Below are 23,307 nucleotides of genomic sequence, written 5' to 3' on the forward strand. Positions count from 1 at the left end.
GACCGGCTGAGCGGGAGTCGAACGGAGGTGGCCCACGCCGCCGGAGGCTCCGCGCGCCGCGCAGATCCTCAGGCGCCACATCGGTGGTTCACGGGGTTTTCAGGCGTTGTTCCCTAAACTCATGCCTGACCACGCGAGGGCGGGGTCGCGATGTGCCGCCTCGCGGCATGCCCGAGAGGACCCGAGTGAGTACGACGAAGACCCCGCGCGGGCGTACGACCATCGCCCGTCACGGACGTCTCCGTACCCTGGGCCCCCTCGGGCAGCTGTTCCGAGCGCTGGCCGTTGCGATGGCCGTCGCCCTCGTCGCCGGCGCCGGTGTCGTCGCCTACGCCGTGTACGACCTGTCGTCGAGCTTCACGGCCGACGCGGTCGATTTGCCGAACCAGGCCGCCGTCCCGCCCGATCTCGGTGAGCTCCAAGGCGGCGTGAATCTGCTCCTCTCGGGTACGGACGAGTGCGAGCCCGACTTCGCGCAGTACTTCGGGGACCGCTGCAGTGGGGCGGATTCGGAGGGCAACCTCAACGACGTCAACATGCTCGTCCACATCTCCGACGCCCCGCGTCGAGTCACGGTCATCTCGTTCCCTCGCGACCTGATGGTGCCGATTCCGTCGTGCACCGACGCCCAGGGCAACACGACCGAGGCGTTGTCGAAGCAGCAGATCAACAGCGCCTACATGTACGGTGGTCTGGGCTGCGTCGTTGAGACGATCTCCGACCTGAGTGGTCAGCAGATCCCGTTCGCGGCCAAGGTGAGCTTCGGCGGTGTCATCAACATCACGGATGCCATCGGGGGTGTCGACGTCTGCATCGCCAACGGCATCAAGGACCCGTACACGGGCATCGACTGGCCCGCCGGCATGCGCACCATCAAGGGCCTCGACGCGCTGCAGTTCCTGCGCACGCGCCACGGGGTCGGCGACGGCGGCGACCTGGGTCGGATCTCGAACCAGCAGCAGTACATGTCGCGCCTGGCGACGAAGCTGAAGAGCGAAGAGGTGCTCTCGAACGGCGCGACGCTCTACAAGCTCGCGTCGACGGCGCTCCGCAACGTCGACCCGTCCACGTCCCTCACCAATCCCTTGACGCTCGTGCAGATCGCGATGGCGGTGAAGGACGTGCCGTTCGACGAGATCGTGTTCGTGCAGTACCCCACCTACACCGACCCGGACGACTCGAACCGCGTCGTGCCCGACGAGGAGGCCGCCGAGGCCCTGTGGTCGGCGCTCGCCGCGAACCAGCCGATCCAGCTGTCGGGCGAGCTCAGCGACGGCGACGGCGTCGTGGTCGACGAGAGCGCCACGCCGGCGCCCACCGAGTCCGCTGCTCTGGTCGACGGTGCTACGCCGACCCCCGAGCCGTCCTCGGACGTCATCACCCTGCCGTCCGAGATCGCCGGTCAGACCGCCGCCCAGGCCACCTGCTCGAACGGCAACGTCCGCTGACCGCGGGGTCTGGCATCCCGATTTCCGGATTCGGATGCCACGCCTCGACCCGTTAGTATGGTGCGGTGTGCTCGCGTCTCGGCGTCGATCACCTGGAGACGTCGCATAGTCAGGCCTAGTGCACCACCCTGCTAAGGTGGAGTCCCCGTAAGGGGACCGAGGGTTCAAATCCCTCCGTCTCCGCCAGACTCAACGCCCTCGGAACCGCGGAATCACGCGGAACCGGGGGCGTTTCTCGTTGCGGTCATGCCTCCCGTGGCAACGAGGTGGCAACAACTCGGGCGCCGATCGCCTCATCCAGGCGTGTCGTGAGGGCCTCGAGGTCGTCGTCGAACAGGTCCGCGTAGACATCCAGCGTCATGGCCGCGGAGGCATGCCCCAGCATTCGTTGGATGGCCTTCACGTTCGCTCCGGCCGACACGGCGAGGGATGCCGCAGTGTGGCGCAGATCGTGCAGCACGAGCGGTTCCACGCCCGCTGTGGCCAGCGCCGACACCCACCACGACCGGGACCCGGAGGAGGCACGCGTGCGGCGCATGTAGCCGCCGCGCCCGTCGTCGAAGATCAGCGCTTCCGGGGGCTTCCCCTCGACGGCCGCGGCGATCTGCTGCAGCACGGCAGCGGGCACCGGCACCTGGCGGGACTCGTGCGTCTTCGGGGTACCGGGGTGGAACTCGCCGTGCACCTCGACGACGTTCCGTGTGACGGAGATCCGGCGCCGGAGGAAGTTCACGTCCTGGACGCGCAGGGCGACCAACTCGCCCCACCGGAGCCCGCAGTACCCGAGCGTCAGCACGAGCGCTGGCCGTCCGGATGCCTCGGCGACGGCCCACAGCTCGTCGTGCGTGAGGTACCGGCGCGCGCGCTCCGTGGCCTTGCGGGGGAGCCGCACGCCACGCGCCGGGTTGGCGAGGATGCGACGGTCCTTCTCCGCGACGTCGAGGATCCCGGCGAGGATCCCGTAAGCCCGGGCGACGACGGTGGGGCTCTTTCCGATGCCGGCCACCCACGTCTGACCTCGGAATGGCGGATGCCGGCGATCGCGCGCGGCCCCCAGACCGGCTCCACATAGTTGGCCCACGACGCCCGGAGCGGCGCGTGCGACGACGGCATGAGCAGCGTCAAGCGGCGTTCAGAGAGCGACAGAAGACGCGTGACGTAACGCGTGACGTAGGCGGAGGCATTCATTCTGAATCTTCTTCAGCCTCCGCCTACGTTCCGCGTGACGTAACGCGTTACGCGCCGCGGCGGAAGCGCTACCAATTCGATGACGACGAAGCCGACGAGCACCCCGAACCGCACGAGCACGAACCCAACGCGATCAATGCCCTTGCCGAGTTGATCGAAGACAACCGATTCCAAATCTCCGTAGACGAACTACTGGTCGAGGCCTACCGGATCGGAAACGGCGACCCGTGGGAGGGATACCGAGAAATCAAGTTCATCGCGGGCCAAGGATTCCAGGGCGCGCGAAACCCGACCGCCGTCCTGAAAACGCGACTGGCAAACGTGATCCCCCGACGCCGTATGTGACTGGCACCTGAGCGAGAAATCCCGACTACAACCCGCAGCCAACCAACCCGGAAGGAATGTGACCGCATGAGCAAGATTCCCGCCCCGAAGCCCGCCAACTTTGACGCTCTCTCCCGAGCATGGGATGACCCCGCCGCATTCGCCAGAGAACGCGCCGCCTACTATGCGTCCCTCCGTCCCGACGCGCGAGACATCACGGCCCCGATCTATGAGCGCGAGGTGACCGGATGACCCGCGCAGACGACCTTTACCGCGACCTCGCTACCGCCCTCCAAGAGACTCCCAAGGTTCCCTGCCTCGGAATCGACAGGTTCACAGCCGACATCAAAGACCTCGCACCGAACGAATCAACACAGCTCGGGTTCGCTTACTGCTCCCACTGCCCGGTGAAGCCCGCGTGCGTCGCCTACGCGGATGCCGCCCGACCACCCGCGGGCGTCTGGGGAGGACGCACGTACTCGCCGAGGACACCCCGCACACCATGACCCCTCACCCTCCCGTAGCTCAGTGGACAGAGCAACCGGTTTCTACCCGGGCGCGCGCAGGTTCAAATCCTGCCGGGAGGACGCAACACCCCTACCCGAAGGAAAGGACACAGCATGGCCGATAAGGAAGCGCCCCGCTGCGCCTACCGCTGGTGCCAGAACGAGCACACCGACCCGGACGACCGTGACCGCCACTTCGAGGACTTCGCCGTGAACCACATCGTGAGCGGGCGATTGACGCTCGTCGACGGCGATGAACGGTCCCGCGATATGACCGCTCATATAGATCCGGCAGCGGTGACGAATCCAATCGACGCGGACACGATTGTGGAACTTCGTGACGGGCTCACATCACTCGTCCGGTTCTACAACTCACTCTCCGCTGGACGAGGACTTGTCTTCATGCCTACGCTCCGCCGCAACGTCGGATGGAGCGACGAATGAGTTACGCATCCCCTGGACCGGTCATCGTCATGACCGCGGCCGACGTCGACATGCTGTGGCGCTCCGCCGGCCTCGAGGCGCTACGGGTTCGTCACCGCCTCGCAGACGACCCGCTCTACCGGCTACTGGTGCGCATGCACCAGGTCCGGCTCAGTCCCACCGGTCATGCCGCAAACGGTCTTGAGGCGCGGCATTTGGCGGCATCCGAGGAACGTAGCTACTGGACGATCCGACAACTCGCGAAGGCCACAGGCCGGGCCGAACGGACCATTCGGAAGGACATCGCGATCGGAGAACTCACCGCGACCAAGCCGGCGCGTGAATGGATCATCGCTGCTGCAGACGCAGCCAACTACATCACCAGCAGAAGGAGAACGCCATGAGCCTGCAGGCCGTTGACGACAAGATCGAAGCAAACCGCGCCGCCGCACTCCGTATCTCGGGCGACGCTCGTGCCCGGATGAGGGCGACGAAGGAAGACCCGCGGCTGTCCGACCTCGCCAAGCGAGAAGAGATCGCGCGAATCACGGAAACCACGAAAGCGCAGCTCGATGACCTCGCAGCCCGCGAACAGCAGATCGTAGATGACCAGATCCGAGTTCTGCAGCGCCAGATCTACGGCACCGCCGGTTCGTCTCCGGAGGCGGTCATCACGTTCCGTGACGCGCAGGAACGCGCCGACCGCATCACCGAGCAGCGCCCCGCCCTGGCGGCGATGCAGCGAGCCCTGCTCAACCAGGACGAAGGCATGGCGCAGGCCCTCCTCGGCCGCGCGTTCGACCAGGGCTGGGCCGACGTGACCGGCGCGTACGCGGCCGAGTATCCGGCTCGGGCGAGCTACATCGCCGACCTGCAGGGGCTGACGAACTTCAAGAACAACATCGGCGCGCAGATGATGGGCGCGTTCAACTACTGGATCCGATCGCAAGGAGGTGCTGCGTGACCGAGCGATACGAGTTCGAGTACCGCGGCGCCCCGATGGTCGCCGACATTGACCTCGCCGACATGCCTACGACGACGGCCGCACCGAACCTCCGCGTGATTGAGGGCTCGTGGCCGACGTGGCGGCTCGAGATCACCCGCGAAGATGGGCAACCGCCGGAGGCACGACAGTACCGGTGTGTCAGCGAGTCCGACCCCACCATGCCGCACCCGCACGGCAATCTCACGCCGACGGAGAGCGCGTCTGACATTGACGCCCTCATGATCCGTGAGGATGGATACCTCCGGACTGTCCCGGTCGGTGAGACGGCCCTGTGGCCGTGGCGCGACCAGACGTACCGCGACGCATTCCACGCCCGGCTAAACGCGACGATGAGCTGATGTCGATTCCGGCCTGCCCCGCCTCACTTAGACAGGACCCAGAGCATGAGCAGAGGACTAGGCGTGATCCAACGCGGGATCCTCGAGACCCTCACTGAGCAGGGAGCCGGCGCGCAGATCCTCGCCTACCAATTCGGCGGAAATACGCGGCGCGCAGCCCACACGCTCGCCCTCCGCGGACTCGTACGCATCGAGTGCAGGCGCTATCAGGGACGCCGATACATGGTCATACGACCGTTCAGAGGCCCCGATCTCAAACTCTCTGTGTGAAACAATCGCAAGGCCTAGGGAGCGAAAATTGGTGTACGGGGAGGGGCGGGGCGCCGGGTGCAGTTCACGGTTCTGTTAGGAATCGATCAGCTGATTCCAGTCAACGTCTTCATCTAGTCGGAAAAGGCTCTGCTGGTAGGCCGCGGGGATGAGCTGCTGCGATAGAGCTGCCATGATCGCGAATGGTTGCATGAGGGGATCGCGGAACCGGTAGCGGTACTTCCGGGGCTCGCCCTTTCGCTGCAGGACGGGGCCGCGGGCATCGCTGATGAACTCGGACAGGTGTCTGGAGAAAGCCGGTATGTCGTAGGTGCGCCCCATGATGGCCGACAGCGGCTCCTTCATGGAAGCGGGTGTGAAGTACCCAAGTTCATCCTTCTCCGCGAGTGCACAGGCTGCAAGGACCTGTGCAAACAGGTTCTCAGGGCGAGGTGACTGAGTAGCGGTGAGGTAGGCCGATTTAGAGGAATGAGGACTCGCTACGAGCGCTTGAGCCGCACGCTCGACGTGCCCGAGGTTGATGTGGTCTTCGTCGTCTTGTATGGCGAGCGTTCCTGCTCTCAGGGACAGAGCGTGGGCATAGGTCGGAAGCCCCTCGGCCAGACGTGCGATTCGGCCGAGCGCGTTATCTTCAATCACCATCTGCACTTCTCGGAAACCATCGATGATGAGTTCCGCGATCTCCCTGCGTGCCATCCGCGGCATGTTGACCTCTTCAAGCGCGCGACGAACAGACTCGTGTTCGCCGATCAGTTGCTCGATCGAGTCCGAGACGCCAACCAGAACGAGCTTGGTTCGCACCGTGTGGTCCGAGAGGGACTTGATGGTGTCGGCCATGAGGGATAGAGCGGAATCGTCGTCCAGGCGGTCGTACTCGTCGATCACGATCACCATGGGTGGCTCCACCTGAGCGAGGCGTTGACGGATCTCGTCCGGAGAGGGTGACCCGTAGGCCCATTCGGTGGGCACCTCAAGCCCAAGTTCAGTGAAGATGCGCGTCCACACGGAGCTGAATTTGTCGTCCACACTGCAATTGATACGCACGGCGTACTCCCGGAAGCTGCTCTCCGTCGGGATGAGCAGCTCGGAAAGAATGTTCGCGAGTGAAGTCTTCCCAACTCCGCGTTCGCCATAGAGGACGATGTGACGCCCGGGCTGCGAGACGGCCCCGGTAATCTGCATGATCTGTTCGAAGCGCCCAGCGAATGCAGCTCGCTTGCTGATGGGCGTGGATGGGGTGAACACCTCGTTCAATCGGGCGATCTTCCCGAGCTTTGCATCCTGATTCGGCGTCATTCGCCCATGATCTACTACAAGTTAGGGTACCGCAACTATAAGTATCGGCTACGACGCTGCAACGTCTGAGCCTACTTGTACCGTCAGGTCTCGGAGGCCTAGAGACTCCGCACCGACTCGGCCGGAGAAGGGATACCCGGCTGGGTGGGAACGAATAGACGCTACGCGGACGCCGTCGATCGGCGGATGAACGATCGTGCGCTCCTTATAGCGTCCGGGGGCCGAAGATTCGGGGGTGGGTGGCCAGTTCTCTAGACTCCGGGCATGCTGGGAAGTCACGACCGCCAGGAGACGGCTGAGGAAGAGCAACAGGCGATCCGGGTGTTGGCAGAGGCGCGATCTAGCCTCTCTGCGCTGGCGCCCGATCTTCCTGAGCCGTCCGTCGGGTCTGTGTTGCGACTAGAGCGCGTGAACACTGCCCGTGAGCCGATTGACGCGATGGTGCTGGGACAGCGGGCACGAGCGGTCGACAACATGGCGCGGTTGTTCTCGCTGATGTTCGACGCACGGGAGAAGGAACACGTCAAAGTGTACCCCTACAGTGGCTACTCGCTGGTTCGTGCCGCGATCGAGTCAGCAGCGGTCGGTCTGTGGCTCATCGATCCGGTAACGAAGCCCGCGCGAGTGCTTCGCGCTCTCCAACGCAGTTACCTGCACGAGGTCGAAGCTCTGAAGTTCATAGAGCTGGTGGCTGACCGAGCGGCCGTTGAGGGCGCCCGTCGTCGTCACGATCGCATCGTAAATCGACTAGTCGAATTGAAAAACACTGTCGGTCCGCTCCGTCAACGCTCGCTGGGGTCACCCCCGGCGTATACGGACATCCTCAAGTCGATCTCTGAGAAGGATCCGCTGGATCGTCGCCGCTATGCCGTTACGTCGCCGCTCGTGGCATGGAGGATCAGCAGTGCCTTTATCCACGGAAGCGAGACCGTCATCCGGTCCTTGAGCGACATCCGCCAGGTCGGACAGTTCGAGGAGGGCATCGCTACGTTTGAGATAACCCCTAGCCTGCGGCTCATTGCAAGCGTGTCCGCGAGCTGTGTGAGTCTGATCGGGAGGCTGGACGCGCGCTATATGCAGTGCGCCACGCACGACCATTCATGGCGACCAGTGTGATCCAACCTCGTCTCCGTTCGGCGCCTCGGAGTTGGAATGCATCTCTTCCACGATCGCTAGGACACCGGCGGCTGCCTCGTTTCGCCATTTCACCCACTCGGGGCTCTCGGGGTTGTCGAACGTCGCACGTAACTGTTCGATGGACTTCCCCTCCGTCAAATAGTCATACTGCTCGGGTACCCATCGACGTCCGACGACGAGAGCGAGCGCCATAGCCTCCGCACCTAGCCGTTTCGTCTCCGCAGGGTCAGTCGAGCCGCCCATGTTCCGGTTGGTGCTCAGTCGGATCGCGTACTCCAGTTCGGTGGCTAGCCGGGCCTGAGTTCGGTCTTGACGTGCGAGATCGATCTGCGTTCGACGATCCTCCTCGGCGATTCGACGGGCGCTTCGCCTGTCCACGATCCCAGTGACGACTCCGACAATGGCGGTTCCCACAGCGGCGATTAAAGCAGCGAGAGCTATGTAGTCGCTGGCGCTCATTGCCGGCTCAACCGGTCACGAAGAGATGTGGATGCGGAGTACAGTCGCTCGCCGTCAAGCAGGAGCTTCTTGTGCGACGGGATGAGTGCGGTTGCTTTCATGGCCGCACAATACATTGAGCCACCAACAGCGATGGATTGGTCGTAGCCGTATCGAGACCGGCGACGAATCTCCCGCGCGTTCGGACGGGCAACCAGACCAGCGGTGCGACCGCGACACGTGGTTTCAACTCAGGCAAAGAACTCCGATTTCAGGGTCTCGCCTTGTGGATCTGTCCAGGTGACCTCAAGCGTGCCGACGGCAGCCGCGCCAACGCTTCTCTTTACTCGGATCGAAACTCCCTGTCTGGGCTTCAGTACGGTAGGGAGAGGTTTCTCGGCGGTGAACCGCACTCCAGGGGTGAGGTCTCGGATGCCTTGCACTGTGATCCCGCTAGCGGATGCGTTGCGAAACATGCTGGTCCGGGCAAAGTTGAGGAATTCAAAGTCGTCGCCGGCCGCGATGATGGCGGCATTACGGCTTGGCGATTCGAGGTCATTGGCAGCCTTGGCAACTTCGGCTAGACCTCGCCTCGTGCTGATGTCTCGTACGAGGGCCCACGCCGCCACGCCACCTGCGAGGACGCCGCCGACGCCGCCGAGGTAGGCAGGAACAATCTCTCCCCATATGTCGGGAGCCTGGTTGCCGAGGGTTTCGATGAGCACAACTTGAGGCTAGAGGGAATACCCGAGGGACGGTGGCGAGCGAGAAGGGGGCAGTGCCCTCGAAGAGGATGTGCAGGTCGCGTCACCGGGCGCGCGAGCCGTCCTCCCGGGTGCGGTTCGCGCGCCACTATGCTGTGCCCATGCCGGAGGACTATCAAGAGATTGGCCGCGAGGGGGCCGCGACGCTCAAGCGATGGTTGGAGGCGACTACCTATATGGAGCTGCCCTTCGATGCTTACAACAACAAGATTGATTGCACGGTTATGACAGTGGGTGATAAGCGAAAGCAATTCGACCTTGTCGGACACATGCTCGTTGGAAAGAAAGCTCCGGTAATCGTGGAGTGCAAGAGGTACACTACTCCCGGGGGTCAGTACAAGGAGTTTAAGAAGTTTCTTGCTATCGCTTACGGGCACACGGCAAAAGAACTAGAAACCTTCAACACGACTCGCGAGTCGCAATACCTTTGGGTTACATTCCATCCGTTCAACCTCGAAAACTGGTCACGCTTCGAAACATACGAGCATCTGAAAGAAGCGGTTGATGAGCATCCGGGGTACAAAGGTGGTGCGGATGTGCCGCTCAACGAGTCTCTAGCCCACGACGTCGCCAGCCGCGTAACAGTCTTGGTTTTCAATCCAAAGCAGGAAGCTCTGTCCCTCACTCGAGAAGAACTCGAGACCATCCGCCCGCATCTTGTTCGAAAGGTGAAGACACTGTGACTCAGTTGGCAACTGCTTTGCGGGAGGTGCGAGCCCAGTACGTTCGCGAGGATTACGCGGAACACGTCAAGCAGCTCTTTCGGATGCACCTAGAAGAGCTTGAGCCCGGTGCGCAGATTGAAGACACTCTGTATTTCAATCACAGCGCCATCCCAGACTTCAAGTTGTCCTGGCGGCGCCGCGGCGGGTCAATTCTGAGCCGTGATGTCTTCCTGCGCTCATCTTATGCTTCGATCGTGGCGGCAGACGAACCAGCGAGGATCCGCCGAGGCGACCCGATCTTCCTGTCCATTTCTGACACCCAGGTCGTCGATGAACCGGGCTTCGCGATGACGAATGAAGACGTGGCTCGGGTTGCGCGAAACTCGACGTATGCGATGCTGACGGACGCCCACGCGTTCGACGAAATAGCCTCCGCCGACATGGACGACACGCCTATCAGCTCCAGTGTCCGGTCCAACTTCATGCGAGGCGGCAGGGGCTTGGTAGACGAACCTGTGGCAGAGAGGCTGATCTCCGCTGGCGTAGACGGCGCGGTGCCGCTGACTACTCTCATCCGCGAGTCATTCTCCGAGGACGCGGTAGCGAGAATGGAGCGCACCGCGCAACTCGTCGAGTGGGCACTCGATCCAGATCGGGTGGATGCCGAGGCATTGATGGTCCGAGGGGCCATGTCAACCGAGGAAATCCGAAACGTCCTGCCTTGGGTGCTTCGCCGGGGGACCCTGTCAGTAGATTCGCGATTCTGGTCTGATTTGGGGTCGCTGTTTGAATTCGAGCAGTTGGAAGAATTGACCACCGAACTGCAGGGGCTGGATCTCTCGCCGCTCTTCGAAGCCAACATCGACCGGTGGACGGCTCGTCGCGCCTATCTTGGACTGAACGTGAGTGCGACGGGCGACCCCGCTGAAGCTCAGTCGGGCTGGAGGGTCGACGGAGGTACGTTTGGTCTCGCACGCGGCAGCGTGCTTGTGCGGGTTAGCAACTCAGGCTACCGGTTGAAGGCTCGCCCAGGTTCTGTAGTCCCTCGCTGGACTGGCCTCGCTTCGAGACTCTCTGACTATTCCGTTCGATCCGTCTCGATTTCCGGCGTTGAGCGAGCAGTCCGCGTGGATGCTCGGGAGAGTAGCGACGTGCTCAACGATGTCGCTCGTCTCACGGAGTCGGTGAGCGACAGGTATTTTGTTGATCGGGTTGAAGTGGCGCTTCGCGATGCCGCGGACGAAGACGGACACGTTGAACGCCATAATGCCGATGTCGATTTTGCTGGCGGCTTGATAGTGGCGCCGGCCCCCGTGCGGCTGTCCGATCTGGCCAGAACGGCATTGGGCCTTCTCGGTCACGAGCAAGACCCCAACCACGTTGAGGAAGTCGATCAGGGCGGCTCCCCTCGCAGCTGACAAGCGCCGCCACCGCTAGGGCTAGTGATAGAGCGGGCCGCCGGACTGGGGCTGCTCGCCATTGGCCACCCCGCGTGTGTCGGCGGTTAGTCGTAAAGTGCGTGAGAGGGCCGCTGGCGGCTCAATTCATCTCGGCCGGAGAAGGGATTCCCAGCCAGGGTGGGAACGAACAGACGCTACGCCGATGCCGTGGATCGGCGCATGAACGATCGGGCACTCGAGGCGATCGCGCGGGGTGGTTAGCTGCAGTGGCTCACGCCAGGTGAGCTGCGGTTGGACGAGGTGCCGTTGACGATCGATCCGAAGCCAAGGCGCAAGCTGAGAGCGTGGGTTCGGTTCGGCGCTGTGCCTGTGCGCGTAGACGCCGTAGCAGCGCGCTGGACGCCCGACGCCCTGGGGATCGTCTTCCACGTCGGAGAGACGGAGCATCGATGCTGGGTGTGGGCTGGCGCGGTTAATGAACTCAACCAGGAGGGCCGAGCACTAAACCTCTAGCTCGGATGGCGTGGCTTCAGGGATGACCGCCGCTCGACCCCAGATGTCGGCATACGCGCCACGGAGGGCTGCGGAGGCCGCAGCGTCAGCGATCGGCGTTACGACGCCCGGGCGTTTGGCTATCGAATTCAAGCTCGACCCCAAGATGTATACCGGGCCATCGTCCGGGATGAAGAAGCGATCGTGAAGGTCGGTCGCCGGCACGGTGCGAATTTCAAGCTCGGCGCTCGATGCGCCAACCGCCCGCGCGAAGAGGGACAGTCGATTGCGCGCATCGTCGTTGCTGGTGAGTACCCGGTTGACCGCCGAGATCGAGGTCAAGTCCGCAAGCCCGTCGAACTTGAGGTACCTGTCCACGAGCAGCCCGTTGCCGTGGCTGGACAGAAGATCGAATAGGCGCGCGTACGCAAGCGGGTCCGCCGGGTCGATCGTTACTGTTATCGGCGCGTCCTCACTGTCGGCTAGAGGCGGCCGGTCGGCATGACTGAGTACTGCTCGACCAAGCTCGGTCAAGCGCACTCCCCCTTCCCTGTCCCGAACCCAGCCCACCCGGAATAAGAAGGCTACGGAGTCTTCGGCGGGTGTGACCTCCTGCTCATACCCGCGGGCGTGGCTCCTCATCAGCTCGGAGAGGTTGAGGGAACGAGTCGTGCGCGGGGCGGGAACCGGCTGTGACGCGAAAATCTCGAGTTGTGCGCGGCTGACCGTCGCGCCGTGCTTCGTCACCACGTCGATGTAGGTGAGGGTTCGATGCAACGATTCGTCCACCAGATCCATAGGTCCGGACGATACCGCTCACAAGGCGCAGTCTCACGTATCGCGAGGCATTCGTGCTCGAGAGTCAGCGCCGCGACTTCCTCGCGTTCTCTTTTGACCCGTGAACCACGCGCGGAGAACATAGTATGCCGCCGCCGAGGTGGTGGTCACAACGGAAACGAGAGACCACCAAACGGGTTGGAAGTGCGTCACTGTCAGTATCGCGGGAACATGAACAACGTGCCGATGAGGAGATCAGATCGCGACGAACTCATTACCCGAGCTTGTCACCGTGTCCCGGTCGGCGCAGGTTGCATCACCCGCCACGTCACCCGCCGGAAGCCGGCCACTCCGTGGCCTGCCGTACCCATCTGCGTATATGAACTCTTGAACCTCGAACCGCGTTAGGCAACGGTTGTCGGCATGGTCGCTGAGCAAACCGAAACACCGTGGGATCCGTTCGAGGGATGGGCTGCGGGTCGCGAGAATCAGCCGATGCGCGTAGACGAGCTAGCCGGCGCGCTGGGGGTTAAACAGGGCACCTTCTGGCTGTGGGCGAGGACGGGGCGGGTGCCAGCGTTCAAGCTCGCGAGCCGCTGGTACTGCATTCCCTCCGAGGTGGTCGCGGACATCACACGCGACCGCGGGTTGTACGCCCGACGGGACGAGTCGGTTGTGTATCGCGAACTCGAGGACAAGCTTCGTGGAACCCCGCGCGTGCCCATCGGAGGGCGCCATGAGCCTGTCGGCAAGGTGCCCGGTCTGATCGAACCTGCTGCTGCGGCAACCAGGTGCGTGGAAGTGCCGGGAGCAGACCGCGCGCTGCTGAACGCAAACGAGCTAGCCACCGCCATGAACTGCTCCATGGAGTTGATCTACCGGCTCACGCGTGCGAACGAGATCCCGTCCATTGCCCTGGGCAACCGATACCGGTACGACCTGGACGCCGTCAAAGCGGCACTCGCCAAACCGAGGCCCGCTGTGGAGCAGATCGTTCCCGGAAGCTGGCAGCAGTCGCGACGCTCGAGAGCACGGCGCCGCGTGATCTGACAACAAACTGGCAACAACTGCCGCACTTCGACTCAATTCGGGGGAGCGTTCGGTGATTGAAGATTTGCGTAATGATGCAGGTCTGGGGCTACATCGCTGAGGCTTCGGGAGGCATGCGAGGGTTCAAATCCCTCCGTCTCCGCACGAAAAGCCCCGGTTCGCCAGGGCTTTCGTCGTCTCCCGGGTCCCGTAGGGCCTCAGCCCGGGCCGCGGCGCGAGCGGCGGCGACGGCTCATCGATCGCCGTGGTCGACCGGGACGACGAGGATGCCGTTGCGTCGGTGCGGCAGCGTCGCCAGGGCTTCGTTGCGGAGATCGTCCGGGAGTAGACGACCCGGGGCGTCCTGGAACGTCAGCGGACGCAGGAACCGGCGGATCGCCGTCACTCCGACCGAGGTGTGCAACGACGTGGTGGCCGGCCAGGGGCCGCCGTGCTGCTGCGACCACGTGACCGCGACCCCGGTCGGCCACCCCTGGAAGAGCACCCGTCCGGCGCGTTCCTGAAGGAGCGCGAGCAGGGTATCGACGTCGTCGGTGTCCTCGGCGTGCAGCGTCGCGGTGAGGCTCCCGGGTACCGCGGCCAGGGCTCGGTGAAGCTCCGCGTCGTCGCGGTAGCGGACCAGCAGGGTGACCGGTCCGAAGCACTCCTCGAGCAGCACATCGGCGCGGGCCGCGACAGCCGTGGCATCCGTCGTCAGCACGTGGGGGCGGGCTCCGCCGTCCACCGCCGTGCCTGTGGCGAGCAGCTCGACCGACGGGTCGGCGAGGAGGTGGACGATCCCTTCGGGGTACGCGCGAGTGATCCGCTCCGTCAGCAGCGGTCCTCCGATGGTGGCTCCGGCCCGAGCCGCCACCATGTCCTCGAAGCCCGCACCGGCGGGCACGAACACCACGCCGGGCTTGGTGCAGAACTGCCCCGACCCCTGCGTGAACGACGCCGCGAGTCCGCCCGCGAGCTCCTCGCCTCGTACGGCGACGGCGGCGGCGGTCACGACGACGGGGTTCACGCTGCCGAGTTCTCCGTAGAACGGGATCGGATCGGGACGGCCGGATGCCAGGTCGAACAACGCCCGCCCGCCCGACAACGATCCCGTGAAGCCCGCCGCACGGACGACGGGATGCTGGACGAGGACGTTGCCGGCCTCGCGCCCCGTGACGACAGCGAGCGACCCGTCGGGAGCGCCCGCGTCGGTCAGCGCCCGCACCGCCAGCTCTGCCGTGCGGGCTGAGAGTCGCGGGTGTCCGGAATGGGCCTTGACGATGACGGGGTTGCCCGCCGCGAGAGCCGACGCGGTGTCGCCGCCGACGACCGAGAACGCGAACGGGAAGTTGGAGGCGGCGAAGACGGCGACCGGCCCGACTCCCACGAGCAGCCGTCGGAGTTCGGGGCGGGGTGGGACCGCGTCGGGGGCGGCGTCGTCGATCGTGAGTTCGAGAAATCCCCCCTCCTCGACGGCCTCCGCGAACAGGCGCAGCTGCCCGGTGGTGCGGGCCACCTCGCCCCTGAGTCGCCCCGGATCCAGTCGGGTCTCGTCCGCCGCGATGGTGACGAGTTCATCGACGTGACGATCGACCTCGGCGGCGATCGCGCGCAGCCACCCCGCTCGGTCCGCGCGCGCCGAGGCGCGCCACAAGGGTGCGGCCGCGGCGGCCGCGGCGGCGAAGGCGTCGAGTTCTTCCGGTGTCGTGGTCATGAGGGGTCTCCGTGAGCGATCGGGTCCGCGAAGCGCAGACCGAGTCCGACATGCGGGGTGAGGGTGAGATACCCGTCGTGGATGACGACGGGAGACGGGTCGCGCAGCGCGCCGAGCGACCCGAAACCGGCATCCTCGACGTCCTCCACTAGACACTCCTGGGGGAGCGTCAGCGCTAGCGGCCCCGAGAGCTCCGGCAGCAGATGGGGGTGCAGCGTGGCCCCATGATCGATCGCCAGGGCGGCGATCCGATGGAATGGGGTGATGCCGCCCACCCGGATGACATTGGGCTGGACGATGCGCGCGGCGCCGGCGCGCAGGTACTCCTCGAATCGGTGGGCGGTGTGCAGGTTCTCGCCGACGGCGAGGGGGACCGCGGTGCGTCGGGCGAGTTCGGCGTGACCGGCGAGGTCGTCGGCGCGCAGCGGCTCTTCCACCCACGCCGGGTCGAAGGCCGCGAGGGCGTCGATCGCGACCGTCGCGCGATCCAGATCCCACCGCTGGTTGGCGTCGATCATCAGCCGCCGCGTGGGTCCGAGGCGTTCGCGCACCGCGGCGACGCGGTCGACGTCCTCGGCGAGGTCGGGCTTTCCCACCTTGATCTTCACGGCCGTGAACCCGCGCGCGATCCACCGGTCGACCTGGGCGAGAAGCTCGTCGAGGTCGTAATGGAGGTTCACCCCGCTGCCGTAGACGGCGACACGGTCGCGGCGACGACCGAGGAGGTCGGCGACGGCGAGACCCTCGGCCCGCGCGCGGGCGTCCCACAGTGCCAGGTCGAGCCCGGCCAGGGCGATCGTGGTGAGCCCGCCCGACCCGGCTTCGTGCAGATGGGTCCACAGAGTCGCCCACACCCCCTCGGGGTCGGCGGCGAGGCCGATCGCTGTGGGGCCGAGATCGTGTTGCAGCAGGGCGACGACGGCTTCCGCCCCGATCTGCGGGGTCCAGGCGAACCCGTATCCGGCGGAACCGTCGGTGAGCGTCACCTCCGTCACGATCACTCCCACCGATGTCACGTCCGCGGCCCACGGCCGGGTCAGCGGCACCCGCAGGAGTCGCGCCTCGAGGCGGGCGATCCGCGTCACAGGAGCGCGTACCCGGCGACGAGGATGGCCGACAGGCGCTCCTCCTGCGCCGGGGTCGGGTCGACCAGCGGCGGCCGGACGCTCCCCACATCGACCCCGCGGAGGCGAAGACCCGCCTTGATCAGCGCGACGCCGAAGCCGGGCGTCTCGTCACGGAGCGCCACGAGAGGGCGGTAGAAACCGTCGAGCAGATCGAGGCGCCGAGACTCGTCGTACTCGATGTAGGACCGGTGGTACGCGTCGGCGATGTCGGGGGCCATCGCAAACGCGGCGGACGAATACAGGGGGATGCCGATCCCGCGATACGCGCCCTGGGTCAACTCCGCCGTCAGCAGGCCGTTGAAGAACGCGAAATCGTCGCGTCCGGTCTCGGCCACCGCCCGGACGATCTCCTGCGCGCGACCCACATCGCCGACGCCGTCCTTGAACCCGATCACGCGGGGGTCGTCGGCGAGTGTCCGCACCGAGTCGGCGGTGTATTGGGCCGTGCCGCGGTGGTACACGATCACCGGGAGGGGCGAGGCATCCGCCACCTGCCGGACATACGCCACAAGCCCCTCCTGCGGGCCCGACGCGAGGTACGGGGGCAGGACGAGCAACGCGTCCGCTCCGGCGTCGGCGGCGGCGCGGGCGACCTCGCGGGCGTGGCCGAGCGGTCCCCCGGTGCCCGCGACCACCGGGACGGCTCCGGCGACCTCGGCGACGCTCTCGCGCACGACCAGCGCGACCTCGTCGGACGAGAGTGCGGGGAACTCCCCGGTGCCGCACGCGGGGAACACCCCGCCCGGCGAGTGGGCGAGGCCGCTCGCGACGTGCGCGCGGAGGATGTCGACCGCGACACGACCGTCGCTGTCGAAGGGGGTCACGGGGAAGAACAGGATGCCGTCGAAGTGCATGCGGGCCGCTCCTAGCGGTCGGGGTCGGTCGGGTGGTCGGCGAGTTCGGTGCGCCACGACCGTGTGGGCACCCACCCGAGGAGATCGCGCGCCTTCTCGGTACGGAAGGCGGGTGCGGTCCCGGTGAGGACTGCGGCGGCACGGTCGCTTCCGGGCACGAACCGGGGGAGGAGGCCGGCGAGCGGCTCGCGCGCGAGCGCGTCTGCCGCGCCGACGAAGAAGGTCTCGGCGTTGGGGATGTCGTCGATCCCCGCGATCAGCAGATCCACGAAGTGTGCGACGTCGCGCGCGTCGACGTAGTTGAACAGCGCCGGCGCCGAAAGGGCGGGGTCGTCCAGTCTCTGTCGGACCGAATGCCCCTGCTGAGTCGGTGCGCCGGCCCATTCCTCCGGTGCGATGACGTAGCAGGGACGGAAGGCGGCGTACCGCGTCGAATCCCCGGTCTGGCGTCGCAGCATCTGCAGGGTCTGCTCGATGACGAGCTTCGACAGGGCGTAGGCGTTCCACGGCCGCGGCTCGGTGTCCTCGTCGATGGGCAGGCGATCGGGAACCCATCCGGTCGGAGCGCCGTACCCGATCACCGTGGGGCTGGAGGCGCCGATGATGCGGGGGATGCCTGCCGCCACCGCGCCGCCGAGGACCGACATCGCCAGTGCGGAGTTCGTGCGAAGGATGACGTCCTCGGGGGCGCTGAAGGGGACGGCGATCGCCGCGAGATGCACGAGCGCGTCGCCACCGAGGCGCCGGAGCGCCGTCTCGGTCTCGACGGCGTCGCTGAGGTCGACCGCGACCTGCGTCGCGTTGCTCAACTCGGGGGCGACGGAGCGCACCCGGTCGACCGACACCACCTCGTGCCCCGACTCGGTGAGGCCGGCGACGAGCGCGCGCCCCAGCCGTCCGGCGCCGCCGGTCACGATGATCCTGCTCACCGCACGATCCCCGTGCGCGCGTCGTCCGTCACGGGCTCACATCCATGAGCACGGGCCGGAACAGAGCCGTGTCCTTGCTCGTCGTGATGCCCTCGCCCCAGGACACCCAGCCGCGGATCCCGTCGGTGTCGGCGTCATTGGCGGTGACGGAGAGGGATGCCGCCGACGTCGGCGTCACACCGATCGGCGCGAGAGCCGACCACGGGATCGCCACCTCGTACGACGTCGTGTGCGTCGCCTCGTCGCGGACCACCGCGAAGGGCGTTCCTGTGAGCGGAGCGCCGCTGACCCCGGGGGAGGCGAATCGGTAGAGCTGCGCGCCCGCGGGCGTCAGCGCGAGGCCGAACTCCATGCGCGGCTGCACCTCCGGCCGTTGGGCCGTCTCGCCGGGCCAGTCCGGCGACACCGCGAATTGCAGGCCGTCGGCCTTCCAGGTCGCGTTGCCGGTGTGGGGCTGGGCGTGCAGGTCGTCGGTCACGCGGGCCGAGAGGTAGAGGTTGTCCTCGTCCCAGGTGAACCACGCCGTGGCGGCGATGTCGGCCGGATCGGCACCGGGCGCGCTCAGCTGCTGCGACGGGACGTCGGTCAGGTCGTCGAGGGCGCCATCGACGGTGATCGACCGCTCCGCCAGCTGAGGCACGTCGCCCCGGGGCAGCGCCGACACGGTTCCCCCGGCCGTTTGGCGGCCGCCGCCGGAGAAGTCGATCGCGACGCTGTACGCGACCGCCCCCGCTCCCGCGGCAACAGCGGGCGAGTCCAGGGTCACCGAGGCACCGGCGGCCACTGTGATGCTGTGCGACGCGGTCTGCGTCAGGCCGTCGATGGTCCAGGTGCTCCCGGTGATCTGCCGAGACGCCCCGGTGGTGTTGGTGTAGCGGGCCCGCACGCGGTCGTCGGATCCGTCGACGACGTGGGTCGTGGTGACCGCGGCGATGAGCGGTCGTATCTCGGCAACCGAGGGGGAGGAGGGCTGGCCACCGACGGTCGCCACGACGGAGAGGTCGGTCGGACTCTCGGCGATCGTGGTGGTCGCCGACACCGTGAACGACACCGTGGCGCGGTCGCCCGCGGCCACCGTCACGCTCGGCGTGCCGCCCGAGATCTGCCACCCGTCGCCCACCGACGCGGCCACGTCCGCGGTCACGGCGTGGTCGTTGAAGTTGTAGACCTCTACGGTGAGCGGGTTGCCGGCCGTCGTCGACAGGCCGTACCCGTCGGTCTGCGCGTTGGCGGAGGCGGCCTCGGTGTAGACCTGCTGGAGCACGACACGCTCGGCCTCGGAGAAATCCGACGACTGAACCCGCGGTGCCGGTGTCACGGTGACGGGCGCGTCGACGACATCCCCTATGGCCGCGGCGCTCACGTAGACGGGATCGGGGCCGATCTCGACCGAGACCGACGACGCGGATGCCGACACCGTCTGGGTCCCGCCCATCACGTCGGTCACGATGGCCGAGGTGCCCGTGACCGGCACGGACACGGTCGTCGGCGTTGGCGCCCACAGCACCGCGGCCTGCCCCGATCCGGTGCCGAACGCGTACGCCGACGCACCGGACGGCATCCCCGACACCCGCCCCAGGTAGTCGCCCCGACCGAGGACCTTCGTCATCACGGACTGGGCCGCCAACGCCGACATGGGCTCGTCGGGTGTGCGGTACGAGCTCCAGAACGACAGGCCCTCGCGGTAGGGCGCCGCGATGAAGAAGAACTGCCGGTCGGTTCCGTTCGCGAGGGACTCGGCGGCCGAACTCACGATGTACCGCGCCTGCAACGTCTCCTGCGCGGCGATCGGCATGCTGGTGGCATCCAGGGTGTTCAACGCGATGCCGGACTCCGTGACCCAGCGTTCTTTGGCGTCGCCGCCGTAGGGGCGCGCCGCGTCCAGCTGCGACGCGAAGTCGGGATGCGCGGTGGTCGCGGCCGCCGCGTTGCCGGTCGTGTGCGTGTGGTAGGCGTACGCATCGAGGTAGTCCAGGATGCCGTTGCGGAACTGCCACTGCGCGTAGTGCGGGTCGACGCCCGCCAGGCCGCCGCCGACGAGCTCGGCGTCGGAGCCGGAGTCGAGGAAGCCGAGCGCGGCCGCCTTCGTGACCGAGGCGTAGCGGTCGGCGCCCTCGGCGGAGAGGGCGAACCCGCGGTTCTGCTCGTTCCACAGCTGCCACGCATCGACGAGCCCGTCGTATTCGGTGCCCGCGGCGACGGCGTACTGATACGCGGCGCGCAGATCCTGCGGCAGCTTCCGGGTCGAGGTCGTGGTCCAGGATGGGGCGCTGTGATACGACGAGAGGGTCTTCAAGCCCACGGCATCCGCCGCCTCCAGCCAGGCCTGCGGCTGGGTCTCGGACGCGAACGAGACGGTGCCGAGGGAGGGGTTGATGGTGTCGTTCCAGCGGGTGCGGTCGCGGATCCAGTCGACCCCCGTCAGCTCGAGCACGTGCGCGAATGCGGTGGCATCCGCCGTCGCGATGAGCTTAGAGCCGTAGACGTCGACCGCGAACGGGCTGTCATCGACGGTCGGGCGCGACGCGAGGTCGGGGAGGACCGCGAAGGCGCCCGCGGTGGGGGCGGTCTGGCCCGGTGCGGAGGCCTGGACGTGGTACGCGCCCGTGGCCAAGCTCGATCCGAGCGAAACGGTGGCCGACGTCGTGCCGGCGGCCACGGTCGCGGTTCCGGTGGCCGTGGTCGCGCCCCAGTAGTCCGTGACCGTCCAGGGCACCGACACACCCGCGGGAACCTCGGCGTTGAGGGTGATCACGAGGCTCGCCGCCTCACCCGACTCGAAGACGCCGAAGCGTTGCGGGCTCTGCACCGACGTCACCGCGAGAGGGACCTCGGTGAGAGTGAAGCGATCGAGGAACAGCGTGTAGTTGGTGTTGGGCTGCGCGCGGCGCTGATCCACCTTGAATGACACCGTGTTGGTGCCCGCGACCAGCCCGACGGTTCCCAGCGCGTAGGTGCGCAGTTCCGAGGTCACGACCGCGAGCTGCTTCGCGCCCGACGTCGATCGCCATGCGCCGCTGTTGATGCGGTACGAGAAGGGAGACGCCCAGTCGACACCGATCGGGATGGTCGTGGCCTCGAGCGCGTACACGCCGTCCGCGGGGGCGGTCACGGTGTACGAGGCCACATAACCGCCCGTCGGCGCAGCGGTCCCGGTGTACAGCCGCATCGACGACCCTCCGCTGGCCCCGGTCTGCGCGGCCGGTCCGGGCAGCATGTTCGACGAGCTCGGGCTCTCTCCCTCGACCGCGATCACCGTCGACGCCGCCGCGGGCGCTGCTGCAGCGTGCAGCAGTCCCAGGGTGAGGGCGGCGACGGCGAGAGCGGACAAGGCGGAGCGTTTCCTGACGATCGGCATAGCAGTCTCCTTTGACGGCGGGACGGACGGTGGTCTGGCGAGGGACGGGATCAGCCCTTGAGCGCGCCGGCGGAACCGGCACCCTGCAGGAACTGACGTTGGAAGACGAGGAACACGGTGAGCGGTATCAGGAGGGCGATCAGCATGCCCGCCATGAGGACCGCCAGATCGGCCTGGGGCGCCACCGTCGCCAGTCCGACGGACAGCGGCTGCCGTGACGGGCTCGGCAGCGCCAGCAACGGCCACAGGAAGTCCTTCCACGAGGCCGAGAACGCCAGGAGCGCGACGACGCCGATGATCGGACGTGACATCGGGAGCACGATCGACAAGAGGGTGCGAAGGGGGCCGGCGCCGTCCACCCGGGCCGCTTCGAACAGCTCTCGGGGGATCGACTCGAAGTACTGCTTCATGATCAGCACGTTGAAGGCGCTGACGCCGTTGGGCAGCCAGACCGCCCAGTAGGTGTCGAGCAGGTTCAGGTCGATGACGGTGAGGTAGAGCGGGATGAGCGAGATCACACCCGGGATGAACAGCGTCGCCATGATCGCGCCGTTGAGCACGGTGCCGTATCGCGGCCGCTGCACGGCCAACACGTACCCGAGCGTCACCGACGCGCACAGCGCCACGAGCACCTCGCCGCTGGTCACGATGAGCGAGTTGACGGTGAACTCGCCGATCCGAATCTGGGTCCAGGCATCCGTGATGTTCTGCCACTGGATGCCAGAGGGCCACAGCGCGAACGGCTGGGCGAGGATGTCCTGCGTCGTGGAGAACGCCGCCTTCGCCAGCCACAGCAGCGGTCCCGCCGAGATCACCGTGAGGATCGCGATCGTCAGCGTCATCACCGTGCGGAAGGCGATGCGAGTACCGCGGCGCCCGAGGTCGGCATCGGAGACGTTCGAGCGCTCGAGGGAGCGCCCGCTGAGGCGTCGCCGATCGCCGGTGACGGCGGGGAGCGTGCGCGTGTCGTCGACCGTCATGAGCGGCTCCACTTCCGAGAGAGGTACAGGTAGAGAGCGGCGAAGACGCTGAGGGCGATCGCCAGCATGAGGCTGAGCGCGGCGGCCTGTCCGAAGTTGCCGTAGATGAAGGCGTAGCGGAACACGAGCATCAGCAGCGTCACCGTGCTGTTGTTCGGGCCGCCGCCGGTGAGCAGGTACGGCTCGGTGAAGACCTGGAAGGTTCCGATGATCTGGAGCAGGAGCAGGAGCAGGATCGTCCCACGCATCTGTGGGAGCGTGATGTGCCACAGGCGCCGCAGGATCGACGCGCCGTCGATCTCGGCCGCTTCGTACAGCTGTGTGTCGATCGACAACAGCGTGGCGACGTAGATGATGGTCGCCGAGCCGAACGTGCCCCACGTGGCGACGAGGATGATCGAGAACATCGCCGTCGACGGCGACTGCAGCCACGGGAGTGGATCGATACCGAAGACACCGAAGACCGAGTTGAACAGGCCCCTCGAGCTCGGGTCGTAGAACACCTTCCACAGCAACAGCGACACGACCGGCGGAATGATCACGGGCACGAAGACGAGGACGCTCGCGAACTTCCGCGCTCGCCGCATCTCCGCCATGAGGACGGCGGCAATCAGCGGCACCGGGAATCCGATCACGAGGGCGAGGACGGCGTACAGGGCGGTGTTGCCGAGCGCTTGCCCCAGCAGCGGGTCGGCCAGCACACGCTCGAAGTTCTCGATGCCGACCCAACTGGTCGTGATGAGATTCGTCTTCTGGAACGCGATGATCAGGCCCCGCAGGATCGGCCACCATGAGAACACGGCGAACAGGAGAACGCCCGGGAGGACGATGAGCAGCGTCATCC

23 protein-coding genes and 2 tRNA genes are annotated in these 23,307 nt (G+C 66.3%); 13 read left to right on the forward strand and 12 right to left on the reverse strand.

Annotated features, from left to right (window positions below):
• Positions 1-185: 185 nt before the first annotated feature.
• Complete coding sequence (locus D8Y23_RS12730) at positions 186-1,448, forward strand: LCP family protein (RefSeq protein WP_128218501.1); 1,263 nt, start codon at positions 186-188, stop codon at positions 1,446-1,448.
• Positions 1,449-1,542: 94 nt separating this feature from the next.
• Positions 1,543-1,634 (forward strand) — tRNA-Ser (locus tag D8Y23_RS12735).
• Positions 1,635-1,692: 58 nt separating this feature from the next.
• On the opposite strand, the gene D8Y23_RS12740 is transcribed toward D8Y23_RS12735, so the two are convergent.
• Entirely contained in the window at positions 1,693-2,454 is a 762-nt protein-coding gene (locus tag D8Y23_RS12740) for a tyrosine-type recombinase/integrase (protein WP_164878234.1), read from the reverse strand.
• Positions 2,455-2,546: 92 nt separating this feature from the next.
• On the opposite strand from D8Y23_RS12740, the gene D8Y23_RS12745 reads away from it, so the two are divergent.
• The 7 genes from D8Y23_RS12745 (at position 2,547) to D8Y23_RS12775 (ending at position 5,233) form a co-directional block, all read left to right on the forward strand.
• On the forward strand, positions 2,547-2,981 hold the full coding sequence (locus D8Y23_RS12745) for a hypothetical protein (RefSeq protein ID WP_128218503.1): 435 nt from the start codon (positions 2,547-2,549) through the stop codon (positions 2,979-2,981).
• A gap of 227 nt (positions 2,982-3,208) precedes the next feature.
• Positions 3,209-3,466, forward strand: coding sequence for a WhiB family transcriptional regulator (locus D8Y23_RS17320; RefSeq protein WP_128218504.1), 258 nt, complete (start codon positions 3,209-3,211; stop codon positions 3,464-3,466).
• 8 nt (positions 3,467-3,474) lie between these two features.
• Positions 3,475-3,547, forward strand: a tRNA-Arg gene (locus D8Y23_RS12755).
• 33 nt (positions 3,548-3,580) lie between these two features.
• Positions 3,581-3,910, forward strand: a complete 330-nt coding sequence (locus D8Y23_RS12760; RefSeq protein WP_128218505.1) for a hypothetical protein — start codon at positions 3,581-3,583, stop codon at positions 3,908-3,910.
• The gene (locus D8Y23_RS12765) at positions 3,907-4,293 is read left to right on the forward strand and encodes a hypothetical protein (RefSeq protein WP_128218506.1); all 387 of its coding nucleotides are present in this window, start codon (positions 3,907-3,909) and stop codon (positions 4,291-4,293) included. Before D8Y23_RS12760 ends, D8Y23_RS12765 begins: the two co-directional genes overlap by 4 nt.
• Complete coding sequence (locus D8Y23_RS12770; RefSeq protein WP_128218507.1) at positions 4,290-4,853, forward strand: hypothetical protein; 564 nt, start codon at positions 4,290-4,292, stop codon at positions 4,851-4,853. Before D8Y23_RS12765 ends, D8Y23_RS12770 begins: the two co-directional genes overlap by 4 nt.
• On the forward strand, positions 4,850-5,233 hold the full coding sequence (locus D8Y23_RS12775; RefSeq protein ID WP_128218508.1) for a hypothetical protein: 384 nt from the start codon (positions 4,850-4,852) through the stop codon (positions 5,231-5,233). Before D8Y23_RS12770 ends, D8Y23_RS12775 begins: the two co-directional genes overlap by 4 nt.
• A gap of 345 nt (positions 5,234-5,578) precedes the next feature.
• On the opposite strand, the gene D8Y23_RS12780 is transcribed toward D8Y23_RS12775, so the two are convergent.
• Positions 5,579-6,799, reverse strand: a complete 1,221-nt coding sequence (locus D8Y23_RS12780; protein WP_128218509.1) for an AAA family ATPase — start codon at positions 6,797-6,799, stop codon at positions 5,579-5,581.
• A 264-nt stretch (positions 6,800-7,063) separates the two neighbouring features.
• Between D8Y23_RS12780 and D8Y23_RS12785 the strand changes: the two genes are divergently transcribed.
• Positions 7,064-7,915, forward strand: a complete 852-nt coding sequence (locus D8Y23_RS12785) for a hypothetical protein (RefSeq protein ID WP_128218510.1) — start codon at positions 7,064-7,066, stop codon at positions 7,913-7,915.
• Here the strand turns inward: D8Y23_RS12785 and D8Y23_RS12790 are convergent.
• Positions 7,898-8,395: a hypothetical protein gene (locus D8Y23_RS12790; protein WP_128218511.1), complete on the reverse strand. Its 498-nt coding sequence runs from the start codon at positions 8,393-8,395 to the stop codon at positions 7,898-7,900. The genes D8Y23_RS12785 and D8Y23_RS12790 overlap by 18 nt on opposite strands.
• A 230-nt stretch (positions 8,396-8,625) precedes the next feature.
• Positions 8,626-9,099 carry a hypothetical protein gene (locus D8Y23_RS12795; protein ID WP_128218512.1) on the reverse strand — a complete coding sequence of 158 codons (474 nt, stop codon included), beginning with the start codon at positions 9,097-9,099 and terminating at the stop codon, positions 8,626-8,628.
• A gap of 140 nt (positions 9,100-9,239) precedes the next feature.
• Here D8Y23_RS12795 and D8Y23_RS12800 point away from each other — a divergent pair, with 140 nt between their 5' ends.
• Together D8Y23_RS12800 and D8Y23_RS12805 are read left to right on the forward strand one after the other, a co-directional pair.
• A complete protein-coding gene (locus D8Y23_RS12800) occupies positions 9,240-9,821 on the forward strand; it encodes a hypothetical protein (protein ID WP_128218513.1) in 582 nt (193 codons plus the stop codon).
• A complete protein-coding gene (locus D8Y23_RS12805) occupies positions 9,818-11,221 on the forward strand; it encodes a hypothetical protein (RefSeq protein WP_128218514.1) in 1,404 nt (467 codons plus the stop codon). Before D8Y23_RS12800 ends, D8Y23_RS12805 begins: the two co-directional genes overlap by 4 nt.
• Positions 11,222-11,704: 483 nt before the next feature.
• Here the strand turns inward: D8Y23_RS12805 and D8Y23_RS12815 are convergent, their stop codons facing one another.
• Positions 11,705-12,493, reverse strand: coding sequence for a hypothetical protein (locus tag D8Y23_RS12815; protein WP_128218515.1), 789 nt, complete (start codon positions 12,491-12,493; stop codon positions 11,705-11,707).
• Positions 12,494-12,895: 402 nt separating this feature from the next.
• Here D8Y23_RS12815 and D8Y23_RS12820 point away from each other — a divergent pair, with 402 nt between their 5' ends.
• The gene (locus D8Y23_RS12820) at positions 12,896-13,522 is read left to right on the forward strand and encodes a helix-turn-helix domain-containing protein (protein ID WP_128218516.1); all 627 of its coding nucleotides are present in this window, start codon (positions 12,896-12,898) and stop codon (positions 13,520-13,522) included.
• A gap of 232 nt (positions 13,523-13,754) precedes the next feature.
• Here D8Y23_RS12820 and D8Y23_RS12825 read toward each other — a convergent pair whose 3' ends face one another.
• From D8Y23_RS12825 to D8Y23_RS12855, 7 genes are all read right to left on the reverse strand, one after another.
• The gene (locus tag D8Y23_RS12825) at positions 13,755-15,215 is read right to left on the reverse strand and encodes an aldehyde dehydrogenase (NADP(+)) (protein ID WP_128218517.1); all 1,461 of its coding nucleotides are present in this window, start codon (positions 15,213-15,215) and stop codon (positions 13,755-13,757) included.
• Positions 15,212-16,300 (reverse strand): mandelate racemase/muconate lactonizing enzyme family protein, encoded by a 1,089-nt coding sequence (locus D8Y23_RS12830; protein WP_240663895.1) that lies wholly within the window; start codon positions 16,298-16,300, stop codon positions 15,212-15,214. The genes D8Y23_RS12825 and D8Y23_RS12830 overlap by 4 nt, the downstream gene beginning before the upstream one ends.
• Positions 16,297-17,196 carry a 5-dehydro-4-deoxyglucarate dehydratase gene (locus D8Y23_RS12835; RefSeq protein WP_128218518.1) on the reverse strand — a complete coding sequence of 300 codons (900 nt, stop codon included), beginning with the start codon at positions 17,194-17,196 and terminating at the stop codon, positions 16,297-16,299. Before D8Y23_RS12835 ends, D8Y23_RS12830 begins: the two co-directional genes overlap by 4 nt.
• Positions 17,197-17,207: 11 nt before the next feature.
• A complete protein-coding gene (locus D8Y23_RS12840) occupies positions 17,208-18,125 on the reverse strand; it encodes an NAD-dependent epimerase/dehydratase family protein (protein WP_128218519.1) in 918 nt (305 codons plus the stop codon).
• A gap of 28 nt (positions 18,126-18,153) precedes the next feature.
• Positions 18,154-21,483, reverse strand: a complete 3,330-nt coding sequence (locus D8Y23_RS12845) for a sugar-binding protein (RefSeq protein WP_128218520.1) — start codon at positions 21,481-21,483, stop codon at positions 18,154-18,156.
• 50 nt (positions 21,484-21,533) lie between these two features.
• Positions 21,534-22,463: a carbohydrate ABC transporter permease gene (locus D8Y23_RS12850; protein WP_128218521.1), complete on the reverse strand. Its 930-nt coding sequence runs from the start codon at positions 22,461-22,463 to the stop codon at positions 21,534-21,536.
• Positions 22,460-23,307: carbohydrate ABC transporter permease (locus D8Y23_RS12855; RefSeq protein WP_164878235.1), on the reverse strand; the 848-nt coding region annotated here is incomplete at its 5' end. The genes D8Y23_RS12850 and D8Y23_RS12855, both read right to left, overlap by 4 nt.

The organism is Microbacterium enclense (assembly GCF_004022425.1).
In the GTDB taxonomy this organism is placed as follows: domain Bacteria; phylum Actinomycetota; class Actinomycetes; order Actinomycetales; family Microbacteriaceae; genus Microbacterium; species Microbacterium enclense_A.